Annotated in this window: 11 protein-coding genes; all 11 read left to right on the top strand. The window is 47.4% G+C overall.

The window, feature by feature from the left end; all coding sequences use genetic code 11:
- Positions 1–471 precede the first annotated feature (471 nt).
- The 11 genes from QNO02_RS21755 to QNO02_RS21705 all read left to right on the top strand — a co-directional run bounded on the left by QNO02_RS21755 (position 472) and on the right by QNO02_RS21705 (position 13,237).
- A complete protein-coding gene (locus QNO02_RS21755; RefSeq protein ID WP_133385626.1) occupies positions 472–2,640 on the top strand; it encodes a transcriptional regulator in 2,169 nt (722 codons plus the stop codon).
- A gap of 184 nt (positions 2,641–2,824) precedes the next feature.
- Entirely contained in the window at positions 2,825–3,250 is a 426-nt protein-coding gene (locus tag QNO02_RS21750; RefSeq protein WP_056695746.1) for a hypothetical protein, read from the top strand.
- A 126-nt stretch (positions 3,251–3,376) separates the two neighbouring features.
- Positions 3,377–3,838 (top strand): J domain-containing protein, encoded by a 462-nt coding sequence (locus tag QNO02_RS21745; protein WP_289389943.1) that lies wholly within the window; start codon positions 3,377–3,379, stop codon positions 3,836–3,838.
- A 42-nt stretch (positions 3,839–3,880) separates the two neighbouring features.
- Positions 3,881–4,432, top strand: a complete 552-nt coding sequence (locus QNO02_RS21740) for an FHA domain-containing protein (RefSeq protein ID WP_289389942.1) — start codon at positions 3,881–3,883, stop codon at positions 4,430–4,432.
- A gap of 42 nt (positions 4,433–4,474) precedes the next feature.
- Complete coding sequence (locus tag QNO02_RS21735; protein WP_133385623.1) at positions 4,475–5,008, top strand: FHA domain-containing protein; 534 nt, start codon at positions 4,475–4,477, stop codon at positions 5,006–5,008.
- Positions 4,993–5,874: a PP2C family protein-serine/threonine phosphatase gene (locus QNO02_RS21730; RefSeq protein WP_228469530.1), complete on the top strand. Its 882-nt coding sequence runs from the start codon at positions 4,993–4,995 to the stop codon at positions 5,872–5,874. The genes QNO02_RS21735 and QNO02_RS21730 overlap by 16 nt, the downstream gene beginning before the upstream one ends.
- A gap of 40 nt (positions 5,875–5,914) precedes the next feature.
- Entirely contained in the window at positions 5,915–7,759 is a 1,845-nt protein-coding gene (locus QNO02_RS21725) for a SpoIIE family protein phosphatase (protein ID WP_289389941.1), read from the top strand.
- Positions 7,759–9,051: a normocyte-binding protein gene (locus QNO02_RS21720; protein WP_289392846.1), complete on the top strand. Its 1,293-nt coding sequence runs from the start codon at positions 7,759–7,761 to the stop codon at positions 9,049–9,051. Before QNO02_RS21725 ends, QNO02_RS21720 begins: the two co-directional genes overlap by 1 nt.
- Positions 9,052–9,058: 7 nt before the next feature.
- Positions 9,059–9,748: an iron-dependent peroxidase gene (locus QNO02_RS21715; RefSeq protein WP_289389940.1), complete on the top strand. Its 690-nt coding sequence runs from the start codon at positions 9,059–9,061 to the stop codon at positions 9,746–9,748.
- Positions 9,749–9,780: 32 nt separating this feature from the next.
- The gene (locus QNO02_RS21710) at positions 9,781–12,432 is read left to right on the top strand and encodes a molecular chaperone (RefSeq protein ID WP_289389939.1); all 2,652 of its coding nucleotides are present in this window, start codon (positions 9,781–9,783) and stop codon (positions 12,430–12,432) included.
- A gap of 31 nt (positions 12,433–12,463) precedes the next feature.
- Entirely contained in the window at positions 12,464–13,237 is a 774-nt protein-coding gene (locus QNO02_RS21705) for a DNA and RNA helicase (protein WP_289389938.1), read from the top strand.
- Positions 13,238–13,243: the final 6 nt, after the last annotated feature.

Raw genomic sequence — 13,243 nt, 5'->3', positions numbered from 1 at the left:
TGCGTAGTTTTGATAAGTTAAGAATATTGCAACACCGCATACGTTAAGGTGATTTCCTTATGATTAGGGGAAAAACTCCACTAGTCTTAAATCATTGAACATCATCCAAATTATAGGATATTCTTTATCATCGGCATGATTCGAAGGGAAGTGAAGCGAAATTCGGAAAATAGTTCTATAGGTATATCGAAGTCACATAAATGAGCTTTTAGACCTATATAGGGGAATATTGACAAAACATATCGCTGATGATTAAGATGAATTCCATAAATCTCCAAAGCAAACGGCATAATCTGGTACATAAGTTCCAGTCATATGTTGACAGCTCGTTCTATTGGACTTGTGATGGCCTGAGAAGATGATTCTCTTAGATCATGACCAAAGACTGATAGTGCGTGCGGAGTGTCAAAAATTGATGGAGGGGGGGAAGCATTCGCCCGAATGAACCATCATTTGGGGGATGTTGCCTGAATGGATATTATTAATCAAACGAACCGAACGATGCTTTTTGAAGAGATCAATCCTGAGAAAATGGATTTGATTACGATTGTCGGTGACGTAAAAGGGATCGACAGTTTGAATGATGACAAGATCAAGGAGATCAACGAACACTTGCTTGTACGCAACTTCGATGAGTTTTTGGACAAGTTTTCTCCCAGTGTGTATTCCTTTTTCAATGCGGTAAACCAGAAAGTCATGTATACGCTTAAAAAACCGGAAGGGATTCCGGATGAAGCAATCTCTGAGATCAAAATTGATCATAGCAATGACTTCCTGAGAATGCTCTTTACCCTGATCGATACCAAACGTAGTCAGGGGATTACGAATGTAGATTTCAAGTTTGAAAATTTGCTGGATATGATTTCACCGAAAAAGGTTATGGATGACATTCGGCAGGTACGGAAAGAAATTCATTACATGTATGGCCAGCATGAGAAGCTGGATGACGGGGACCCTAAGAAGTTGGATATCGGGGATAAACTTAATGTCATGTTTGAAGATGCCAGCCGGAACTATAACAATGTTATGGCAATGCTGCCACTGGCCATCGAAGATATCAAAACCCGCTTGTTGCTGGGCCGTGCTCAAGAAGAAACTTCTTCCGAAGCGATTCAGGTAGGACAACTCACGATTGGTGAGAGCGGAGAATTGAAAATTATCGAAGCTCCAAAGAGTGATAACAACGAGTTGATGCTCCTGGATGAGTCGACAAGCACAGATTTGACTCAGGTGTTTGCCGAAGATTATGATTCACTCTCCGAGGCACCTTCACCGTATGTACAGGATCTGGTCGTTCGTACATTCTGCCCACTTCCTGCGGTTCAGACGGATGTTGATACGGCAGTTGAAGTACAGAATTACAATACATACCTGGAATTTTACAAGAACGCCAAGGATGACTTTGTGAAAACCGTAAAACCGCTGGTAGAGAAAATTTTGGGTGTCAAAATGTTCTTTGATCAATATGCGACCAAAAACAAAGGCATGCTGCCTTCCATGCTGATTGCCAATGCCAAGCTGGATATGCTTGTTAAGAGCAGTAACATTCCGCGGCTGGAGACCTATCTCAACACAGTCAATGCGAAGAATGATTTTACCGACACCATTTGGTTCGGTATTGTTCCTTCCGTTGAACTGGAGAATACGGGACAAGTTCAAGTCAGTCGTGCCCGTTTCCGTGGTAACGAGAAAGTGGTTAAACAAGACGGAAACAGTATGGAATCCCTGTCCATGCTCCTGCAAGTCGTTAAAGACTACAAAGTACAAGTATTCTTCAGCTTTGAATCCGGAGAAGAGACTACATTCAGTAGCATGGCTACTGCGGGCATCGATAAATATATTGATAAATGCTCGGTATTAACTCGCAAGGACTACAGTGAATTCGCCATTCCAAGTGCTCCGAATTTCACCATTATTCCGAAAGAGAAGTCCGGTGTCGTTATCGACAGTCGTATGCTTCAGACAGAGAATGGTGTGGAACTTTCCAAGGAGAAAGAAGACATTTTGAAGCTGTGGATTGAAGGTGTGTATGTCGGTGCGTCTTATGTATCTGCCGGAATTGTGGCTGCATATCAGTGCCCCGAGTATCTACGAGGCGCATTCAAAACCGTGAACCGGGATTATCCAGGTGTGCGTTTTGATATTGAGGCAGGCGATAACAGTCTGCGTGTCGTGACTACGATGACCAAAGAAATCTCCGGATTCACGAACACCATCAAGGATTCGATTAACCGCAAAAACTTTGGATTTATTTTCTCATCGGAAAATGCCCAAATCCAGGATAGCGATATCAAGCGGATCACGGTATACAAAGCGAGAAGCATGGCGATGTCCGAAGATGGCTTTGATTCCTTGTATAAAACACTCGTAAGTACTTACATTGAGCGCTTGCTCCGTTTCCAGACGGGTGATTTCAAGCATGAAAATATCGTCAAATTCTTCAGCAACAATCCGAGCAGTCAGAAGAGCCGGTGGCTGGGAACCCGAGGGTCGATCAATTCGATCATTCAGGAAGGTGACGACATGAGCTTTATCATCGATGAGAAGAGCAATATGTGCCACATTGATCTGGTATTCAACGGCAACGTGAAGAACCTGGAGGTCATGATTACCAAAGGCACCAGCGCGATGAAAGTGTAAGAGACTGGAGTAGATACAAGTTTTGGATTTTGAATATAATTCTTCAAACAACGAATTGTAGACATTTATTTTGGTGTTAGAGGCAGCCTTTACTGGCTGACCTTATACATATATTCCGGTACCTCTCCCCAGATGGAGAGCATGCCGGGCACATTGTTTTCTAATCTTAAGGAGGTTTTTATTAATGGGTTTTGTATTGAAAGTAGAAGGCGCAGAAACAATCGAATTGGGAATGGATAATATCCGCACAGTAGTGTATGACACAGATACACCGGATGATTCCAACGCTAGATCCACAGATGTAGGTGCAACACTTCGCATCAGTGGCAAAATTATTACAGCAACAGACGGTGACAATGCAGATGACACGATGAAACTTGCTCTGTGGTCCCTCGTTCCAGCTGAAAAAGCAGATTGCTACCGTAAAGTAACCCTGGAAGTGGTTGCAGCGGATCAAGTGGTACGCAAAATTTATATGCCTAATGCGTTCGTTGTGGATTACACAGAGCGTTTCGGAGATACCGAAGGCGTGGGTGAATTCAGCCTGTTCATCAAACAGAAAAAAGACAAAACTGAGTTCACTAAAATCGAAGGCGGCTTCCCGGTATAAAAGGGGGCAACTAATGTTCCGGGTCAGTTATGACTGGCCCAGAATAACGCTGTCATGTTAAGGGGCCCTAGTGCCCCTTAATCTTTATTTACGCCCGAATACGGCAGGGAGGCAGGAACGAATACCGTGAAAGATTATTATGCCGTACTTGGTGTAGAACGTGAAGCTTCTCCGGAGCAGATCAAGAAGGCTTATCGTCAATTGGCGAAGAAATTTCACCCGGATGTTAATGGGGGAGATCCGCAGGCAGAGGCGCGTTTCAAGCAAGTACATGAGGCCTACAGTACACTCGGAAATCCCGAGTTAAGGGCAACATACAATCAACAACCTCGATCTACGGGGAATCCAGAAGGGGCAAAAGGAACAACATCCAATACTGCTCGAGAAAAGAGTGGACATACAAAAAATGGACCTATGAATACCGAGAAGGTATGGTCTGATCCATCACGAATGCAGGAACAGTTTGAACAATTTTTTGGCTATAGCCCCAAAGGCAAGGAAAGCTCAAACAGTGGCAAAGCCGATCCCAATAAAGGAATGGATATGTCCGCCATGTTTGACCGATATTTCGGAGTTCGAAAAAAGTAAGCCGGTGACCTGTAATGGATCGTGCCGGTTCAGGCGGAGGTTATGGAAGTGAGACGAGGAAGGTCGGTAATGACGATAGGGCTTGATGCATGCGTCGCCATGATTTCGTTAGCCGTGCTGTATTACATATTCATCATTAACCGGGACATGGGTGCCCAGTGGATAACTGGAATTATTGTAGTCCTCTCCGGGGGAGCATACCTATTTTTTAAATACATACCTGCCACCAAGGGGGAAAAGAAGAAGCTGTCTTCACGTGTTGTGAAACTCGTGCTGTTGGACGACGACGGTACAAGTGTGAAGGAATGGTACATTCAGGGTGAGACGAGTGTATTGATCGGAAAAAGTTCGAAGAACAGTGAGGCGGACATTGATCTGTCCGATACTCCATATGCTTCCCTCATCAGTCCGCAACATGCTGTGCTGAACAAAGCCTCGGGCCAATGGTTTATCGAGGATATTGACTCGGCCAGCGGCGTAGGTGTACGTAAGGGAAATCAAAGCAGATCATCCAAATTGGAAATCGAAGAACCCAGCCTGATTGAGGCAGGGGACTTAATTTATATTGCCAATACCCGAATTTTGGTGAAATAACGTTGGCGTACCATTATACAAGCTACGGGGGAATGAAAAGAAATGAGTCTGACAAGATGTGGAAACGGACATATGTTCAGCACGAGACGGCACGGAAACACGTGTCCATATTGCAATCTGGCCGTCGAGTCACCGGCTTCCGGCAATAGTGAAGCAGCGGGAGCAATCCCACGCGCGCCTCGCACGGCAGAGGATGACAGAACGATGCCATACCTGGGGGAAACGACAGGAATTGAACCGGTAACGGGATGGATGGTGTGTATCGAAGGTCCGCAGATGGGCCAGGATTATCGAATTATGGCTGAAAAGAACTTTATTGGACGTTCGGAAGAGATGCATGTTCGAATCCTAGGGGATAACACGATTTCAAGGCGTAATCATGCGGTGATTGTATATGATCCAAAAAAACGGAATTTCTATCTGCTGCCCGGCGATGCTTCCGGCCTTGCCTATCACAACAATGAAGCGGTCTATTCTCCGGTGGAACTGGCTGCCTACGACGTCATTCAATTAGGACGCAGCAAATTCATTTTCATCCCATTATGTGGTGTGCATTTTGAATGGGAGCAACAGTGAATACCTTCATGATCTTGTGGAACGACAAGGAGCTAACGCCTTATTGGGTTCTGGCAGCAGGCTGTTTGTCGATCTGGTTGTTGTTATTCGTCCGAAGCCGGATTCCGGTAAGGCAACGTGACGATAGGCCAGTGGGTGTTCAGATCGGGAATGGACAGACCATTGGTGCTCGCAGTGAGCAGGATGATTATTTTGCCTGCGCCGTGGAGCCTTATGGTGTACTTGCGGTACTTGCCGATGGAATTAGCGGATTATCTGGAGGGAAAGTAGCCAGTACCACTGCCGTAGAAACATTTATCCGTGAGTTTGAAGAGTTGGAGCGGTTTCCTGATCCAGAGGAGTTTTGGGATGCTTCTTCCCATGCGGCAAACCAGGCGATTCTTCGTAACTTGCTTGGCGTTCCGGGCGGAACAACGTTGGTATCAGCCATGATCAAGGGCAGAGAGCTATATTGGGGCGCGGTAGGAGACAGTATTTTGGCCGTATTTCGCAAAGGTGAGCTACTTGCTATCAATCATAAACATACGCTGGAAACTCAACTCGAAGAACAGTATATGTCTGGAGAAATATCGGAGCAGGAGGCGTTGGATAATCCGCAGCGCAAAAGGCTGGTCAACTATTTGGGGTACGACCATTTTAAACAAATGGAAATCGCGGACGAGCCGTTTGCACTGCAACCGGCGGACAAGATTGTGTTATGCAGTGACGGGGTATACAACTCCCTTACTGAGATGGAACTGGAGACTATACTGGCGAAAGACATGTCGCCATTTGATGCAGCCCAGACCATCATTGATTTGATTGAAGAAAAACAGCTCGTGCATCAGGATAATGCCACGATTATCATTTTGGAGCAAGGATGGTAACGGATCAGGCAACGCACAGGGAAGGGAAATGGGGAGACGGATGAGGAAGGAGAACAGTGAATTCAAGACGGCTTTTGTCTCGGAAGCGGGATCTTTCCTGAAAAATCGGGATTTCTACGGCTGCGTTGAGCTGGAAGATTGGGCCTGTTATGTCATTGCAGATGGTTTGGATACGGATACGGAAGTGAATAGCGCACAGATCACAGTGCAGACCATTCTGGAATCTTTTTTGGAAAAGCCAACCATGTCCAAACGGAGACTAACAGAGTATATCAAGATTGCACATGAGTGGCTTCAGTATGAAAGCCGCCGAGTCAGGCTCAAAGCGGGATTCGTCATTGTTGTGACAGATTATACACGTATGGTGTGGGCATCTGCCGGACACAGCCGTTTGTATCATTTTCGTGGAAATCGGCTTGCACTAAAAAGCAAGGATCATAGCGTTGCTGCCCAGTTGGCAGCCGAAGGCCAGATTGCAGAAGATCGTGTGGATCAGCATGATGAACGCGGCAATCTGAACGAATACGCGGGCAAACCTGGCATGATCAGACCGTATGTATCGGATAAGATTAAGCTGGCCGATGGCGATGTGCTTGTGCTCTGCACCCCTGGATTATGGGAAGGTGTTCAGGATGCCGAGATGATTGATGCGGTTGAAGGTGCCAATGACCCGCAGACACTGGCGGATACGCTTGAAGAAGTAATGCTTAGCAAGCAGCGTACCCGTATCGAGAATTATAGTGCGGCAGCCATATATGTGAACAAGATTTTTCATGAAGAGCCCAAGAACCGTAAGAAATGGATTAAGCGGATTGCCATCATGCTGGTTATGCTCCTGATTTTTGGTGGAGCCGGCATATTCTACGCGGTGAAAAGTGCAGCCAAAAAAGCTGAATTGGCCGTAGATATGCTGCAATATGAACAGACCGCAGACCAGTACGTCAAGGAACAAGAGTATGCCAAGGCAGTCTCGGACTACAGCCTGGCGCGCAATAATTCCATCAAAATCAAGGACCCGATACATAAAAAGCTGTTGACTGCGAAGATGGCTGCTGCCCAGACGCTGGTTGATGGGGAAGCTCACCTGAAAGAAGGCGACATTACCAAAGCAACCGCGAGTTACACCAAAGCATTGGAGTTGTCTGAATCCTATAGCATGTTCAACCGGGAAGTTATTCAGGAGCGTCTGGAGCAGATGACCACCTTCCAGCAAGTGCAAGACTGGATCACCGAGGGCGATCTGAAACTCCAGAATGGAGATTACAGCGGAGCGATCATTTTGTATAAAAGGGCCAGAACAGCCGCGACGGAGACAGCTTACAAGGATGCGCTGAAGGAAATTGCTACGCAACTGGAGACGGCCGAGACCAAACGTGCAGATATCAAACGGCAATCCCGGCAGCTTCAAGCAGATACGCTGGAACAGAAGGGTGACCGCTTCAATGAAGCTGGAGACTATAGTGGAGCCATGGATGCTTATGCTTCGGCACAAGAAATTTATCAGGAGATCGATATGTTGGAACGCGTGCTGGCCATGGAGCGGAAAATAAACAAGCTGGATGAGAAATTGAACCCACCTGTACCGGCGGCTGATCTTACGCAGGATACGGCAGGATTAGATACAGCAAACACATCGGGAATGACCTCGGATATGACCGGCAGTACCGGAAGTATGGGCGCAGGCAATACAGTGGGGAACGGTTCTTCCACTGGTGATGTCACCTCGGCTGGAAATGGCAATGCGGATGCTTCTGGCTCAGGTGCTTCTTCTGGAAAAACGACAAGTAATGCTAGCAGTAATTCTGCCTCCAAGGCTGACGGAAGCACCGACACTACGGAGGCTGACGTGAACGAACAGGAATCATCGGAAGGAGGAGATTCATGATGAAAGACATGATTCGTGACCGTCTTAACAAGATGGAGGATCTGGAACAACGCCGCATGCTCAAAGATCTCATGACAGGCGTTTTTCTTAATCTTGTGGAGTATCAGGAGACGCTGAACAAACAGATTGAGCAACGAGTTTTTGATGAGGTGTTGCCGCAGGAGGAACGTCATGATGTATATGTCACATTATGCGCGCGGGAAGATCTGGACCCCATTCATGAATTTCTGTACCCGATCATTCCTGAGGATGCTGAACCACAGACCGTCTATTTGAGCGAGGCCTCAGAGGCACTGGCGCGTCAGGAAGACATGAAATTGTTCACATTCTACATGGAATGTGGGCAACAGGAACTCCAATCTCTGCTGAACAGTAATCGGACATTTCGCGGGGAGATTGTAACCAATGAAGGCAGACATGCCATAACGGTTCGGTTGAAATCAAGTACTGCGTATATCTCCAAAGTTGAAGAATTGTACCGGGTCTTTCGTAAGAACAGCCTGCCATGGAAATCGATTAATGCACCTTATATTTTCAAATTCGTTGATTGTGTTCTAGTGGGTTCGGATGACGGAGAGGCATGGGACAAACAACATACTGTCAAGGAACTTTCCATCCATCTGGAGGAGTTCGAGTCTTATAAAAGAACCAATATGATTCCGCTGTGGAACATCCAGAAGTTGGATATGAAAACGGGTGGATTCCCTGTTCCGGCTTCGGACCGAATCAATTATGAACATGTGTTGCCACTCCGCAAAACCGGAACGGAACACGGATATCTGGTGGATGGAGACGAATCGCATATTCGGTATATCAAAAGATCGGAAGAAGATATCACCATCGTATCACCACTGGAAAAATCCGATTCATGGACGGTGCTGAAAATAGCCGGTCCTGTCGCAACTCGAATTGGCAGAATGGACTATCCACTGTTTTCCAATAACAAACGGGAAGGGTTTGCCGGCAAATATGCACGTCAGGAAGGACGTTCTGTGCGGTCCAAAGGGGAGATTGCCCGCATGGTTCACGCTTTTCAGGCAGCAGAGGGATTGGAACTGGAAGATGTACAAGTCGTGGCGCCAGGACCCGCTTTGGGCATTACGTATCCACTTAATGCATTTGTTAGCGACCATGTCCGTGTTGAGACAGATAAACATCGAATGATTTTAAGGTTCAGCAGACACGGGAAGCAGCCCGAACAGGCTATTTTTCTGGATGATCTGCTGAGCTTTCTGGTATCCGAAATCCAGCTGGCTTTCCCCGAATACTGCTGCGAAGGGGAATGGGTGTGAGTACAGCATGAATTACATCTGGGATCTGATTATTCGAGCTAAACGTGATGGAACCGATCTGCGCGACGTAACCTTTGTGCCAGCACGTGTATATTCGCCTTATATGGAACTTAGCCAGACAAACCTGAATGCTTCAGGCGTGGAAGGCACGGTTGAAGTCAATCCGTATTATCGCTTCTTTGATATTTTCCGGGACCTCTTCGACATCAATAATGAAGAGCAGGTGGAGTTGCGGGAAGCACTCTTTGATCTGGTTATTCATTTTCTGGCGGATATGGATTTGATGCAGGGGATGAACAAGAGGGAGTATTATATTCGCTTCATTCTGAAGGATATGCATTCGGGTGTATACGGGGATCGGGTTCGGCGGCGAATGGAGCTGTTCGGACAGGAGGAGCAGGAAGTGATCGCCTGCAATATGCTCCGTTTGTATGATACGGGTGAGGCGGTTCATCTGCTGAGGGATACCCTTGTTCGAATGTTCCCGCGTTCAACCCTATATGCCAATTGTGAGGAAAAGGATGAATTGCTTTTGTATATTGGTCAGGTAGAACGTACGGAAGCGAAGGAGAAGCTGGAACTGATTCTTGAACTCTTTCTGCCGGTTCGGTTCGACACGGAAATATACTGGGGGCATCATTTTGGCATTCTGGATGTGGACTATACGATGATACAGGACGGGATTGCCCTATATTAAGCAGCACCAGCAGTTGTAAGGAGGAAGTATAGATGAACGGCTATTCATACCGATTGTATCCTGATGCCACGAACAGGGAACGTTCCAGAGGAACCATGCGTTATACGCGTGAAGAATTGATGGACATGACCACGTTCCAATTACGGAACATTTGCTACAAGGAACGGTTAATCGAGGGATTGAGCCCTCGGACGGAGCGGGAAGAACTGATTCGGATTATTTTAAAATTTCTGGGAGCGGACGATATATTGTGGATCAATCAGTCTGTTGAAGGCGGATTCGAGCGGATACAAAAGGCTATTTCTCGTCATATGACGGCGCCCATGAGCAGTGATGGAGGCATTAGTGTGCCTGCACGACTGATTCTGTACGAAGGATTGAACGTGGACAAGCTGGATCGATATGTGGTTACGGCACCGGGTGGACTAACCGAATCCAACGTACTTTTAGTCAATGAGAGCATGGAGCTGTGTGGCATCTTCAACCTGGTTAAGGACGACTCCGTATCGGGAACTTTTTACTTGACCGCAGGAAGTGGGGCGACCTGGAAGAGATCGGGCAACAGACAGTACAGTCTCCTCTTTTTCCGTAAACGCGACTCGGAGTACCTATATCAGACCTATTATTCCAGCAGACCGCTTCCACCCGTTCATATTCAATATACCCAAATCCCACTGGCAGATCTGGACATCCGGGAGCTTGAACCGACAGAAGCGGTGCTTGCGATTGATTTTGGCACCTCCAATACGACGGCAGGCGCCTATTTGCATAACGGTTATATTCAGGCGCCGAGCAGCCAGGATTTGCTGAATGGACGAGTCCGTATGGATGCCATTAACTATGTTGCTTTTCCCGATCCTACATACAAAGATACGGACTGGATCGAGGTCCTGCCTACGGCCATTGGGGTGGCGGAGTGTTCGGATCCAGCGAACATTCGTTACGAGTTCGGCTATGAAGCGCTGCGAAGCATGCGTCGGGGAGGATACAGCAGCCGGGCGAGTGTCTTCCGCAGCATGAAGCGCTGGGTGAACAATTATAACAAAATGGAAGAAATCGTCGATGTTCATGGCAATGCGGCTATGGTTTCTCGTATGGATCTGCTGCGTGCGTACATGAATTACATTATCCGAACAGCAGAGCATCAGTTCAAGTGCAAGTTTCGCCATGTGCATTTTACGAGTCCCGTGAAGATGAAAACACAGTTTTTGCAGATGTTCGGAGAGATGCTTCCGGATTATCGGATTGAGCAGACGTATGCGCTGGATGAGGGAATGGCTGTGCTCTATAACACCCTTGCTGACGGCATGGAACGTGGTGCTTTCATGGAAGGGCAGACGTACCATGCGCTCGTGATTGATTGTGGAGGTGGAACGACCGATTTGTCTTCCTGTGCCTTTACGATCGAGGATGGACATATGGCGTACAAGCTCGATATCCATACGACCTACGAAAATGGGGATACGAACTTCGGAGGTCACAACATTACCTATCGTATTATGCAATTCATGAAAATCGTGTTCGCCGAATACTACAGCGGACGCCGTCAGGTGACGGATATTGATAGTCTAATCGAGGCACCTGGTGCGGATGTGTTCCGTCAGGTGGACGAAGAGGGTGTGAAGTCCGTTTATCAGAAGCTGGAGCAACGCTATGAGGAGGCAGAACATATCATCCCTACTGCGTTTGCACGTCGAGAGAATCGTTCACGGGACGAGTATTTGCGGGTAAGAGGCAACTTCTACTTTCTATGGGAAATCGCAGAAGAGATGAAGCAGCAATTTTTCCGCAAAACCGGCATCTTGCGTAACCGATTCCACTCGGAGATGGAGGGCGACGGGGACAGTGATCTGCAGATCACCACCATGGAGCGTTGGTTCCTCTCGGTAGAACGGAATGGGGAGTTGAAGGATGAATATGAGTTCCCTGATGTGGTGTTCAATATCAAGGAAATTACCCAGCTGATTAAGGCCGATATCTATGAAGTAGTTCGCAAGTTTTTGGATGATTTTTATCGTCAAGGGCGGATGAACCAGTACTCGATTATCAAGTTGACAGGTCAGTCCTGCCGCATTGATGTATTTAGGGAAGCATTGAAAGAGTTTGTTCCAGGCAGAAGCATTGAGTTTCGGCAAAAACCTGCAGAAGGGCGTGTGCCTGATCTTAAACTTGCCTGCCTTCGAGGGGCGATTCGTTATCTGAGTGCCCGCAAAACAGGAAGCGTTCAAGCCGACATCACGCATGATGCCGCTGTAATTCCGTATACCGTAAGTGCCTACACGCATAATGGACGTGAAAAAATGCTGATCAGCAGTCTGGATCGAAGTGATGGCATTCCGGGTAGTATTTCCCGTCCATTCGAGACGGCAGAAGTGGAGTTATACCTTAGCGGAAGTGATGGCCAGCTGAGACAGAAGTTCGTATATGCCAACCGCCCGGACTTCTATAAAGAGGTACTTTATGAAGACATTCGAGATCGATATGGAGATAAAATTCCGCAGGATGATACGGATTCCATCGTGAATGGAGAGACGAAGTTTTTTGTCTTTCCGGATGATCGTCATTGGGGCTTCCATGTGTTGCCTGTAGCTCGCAGAAATGAACGGCTGTATCTGGGGTCGCAGAAGCTGCTTCCGTTTGAAACAGACTTGTCGGAACTGGACTTCTTTGACGGAATGAAGTGAGGATCACGAGCAGAAAGGGGGAACAACGCTCATGTTCACATATTCGTATCCGCATTTTAACAAGGGAAGAATTCTGAAAACATCCATGTTGGAGGGACTACGCGATTTTCCCAGAGATTATATCGAACTGTACTATCGCGGTTATGCAGATGGCATTCTTGCAGGTGCAGAGGTAGAAGTGTTCCCGGACAAGCTGGTTATTGCTCCTGGGATGGTGCTGCATAAAGGAAGGCTTTATATGCTGACAGAGCCTATGGAACTGGCATACCAAGCTACGGGACGGGTCAATGTGCTGAAGCTTCGGTTTACCGCGGAGGAGACCGTGAGTGACATGACGATAAGCCACTCGGAACTTCTCATGGATGAAGAGACAACGTGTACATCGAGTGAGTTGGAGCTGGCTCGATTCAAGCTGAAGGAAGGGGCCCGGCTGCGGCGGGACTATCAGAACTTTGCCGACTTGGCAACGGAGTTCAACACGCTGCATGTCATTCATGTCCCTTATGCAGCTGAGGGAGCAAGCACCTTATCTCCGGTTGTCATGAAGGATTATGCCGAGAGGTTGCTTCGAACGGGGACCTCTGATCCCCAGGATCTGGTCTTCGCCATGATGTGTCTCAATGAAGGAACGGTTGGGCGTAGCGTCATCTTGCATCACATTGCCAGTCGATTGGGGCTGGAGTACAGAGAATATGATAATGCGCAGATTCATCGATATCTGGATCGCATACTGGCGAATGCAGGTCGGGGAACGGGACGTTCGGGTATGCCGGTGGGCGGACCACATCGTATGATTGTGGATTGATTCAGC

The organism is Paenibacillus sp. PK1-4R (genome assembly GCF_030369595.1).
In the GTDB taxonomy this organism is placed as follows: Bacteria; Bacillota; Bacilli; order Paenibacillales; family Paenibacillaceae; genus Paenibacillus.
This window is presented reverse-complemented; position numbering and strand designations above follow the sequence as displayed.

Coding starts and splice junctions, on each gene's coding strand:
- QNO02_RS21755 (WP_133385626.1), top strand. CDS start 472: ATGGATATTATTAATCAAACGAACCGAACGATGCTTTTTGAAGAGATC.
- QNO02_RS21750 (WP_056695746.1), top strand. CDS start 2,825: ATGGGTTTTGTATTGAAAGTAGAAGGCGCAGAAACAATCGAATTGGGA.
- QNO02_RS21740 (WP_289389942.1), top strand. CDS start 3,881: ATGGAAGTGAGACGAGGAAGGTCGGTAATGACGATAGGGCTTGATGCA.
- QNO02_RS21735 (WP_133385623.1), top strand. CDS start 4,475: ATGAGTCTGACAAGATGTGGAAACGGACATATGTTCAGCACGAGACGG.
- QNO02_RS21730 (WP_228469530.1), top strand. CDS start 4,993: ATGGGAGCAACAGTGAATACCTTCATGATCTTGTGGAACGACAAGGAG.
- QNO02_RS21725 (WP_289389941.1), top strand. CDS start 5,915: ATGAGGAAGGAGAACAGTGAATTCAAGACGGCTTTTGTCTCGGAAGCG.
- QNO02_RS21720 (WP_289392846.1), top strand. CDS start 7,759: ATGAAAGACATGATTCGTGACCGTCTTAACAAGATGGAGGATCTGGAA.
- QNO02_RS21715 (WP_289389940.1), top strand. CDS start 9,059: ATGAATTACATCTGGGATCTGATTATTCGAGCTAAACGTGATGGAACC.
- QNO02_RS21710 (WP_289389939.1), top strand. CDS start 9,781: ATGAACGGCTATTCATACCGATTGTATCCTGATGCCACGAACAGGGAA.
- QNO02_RS21705 (WP_289389938.1), top strand. CDS start 12,464: ATGTTCACATATTCGTATCCGCATTTTAACAAGGGAAGAATTCTGAAA.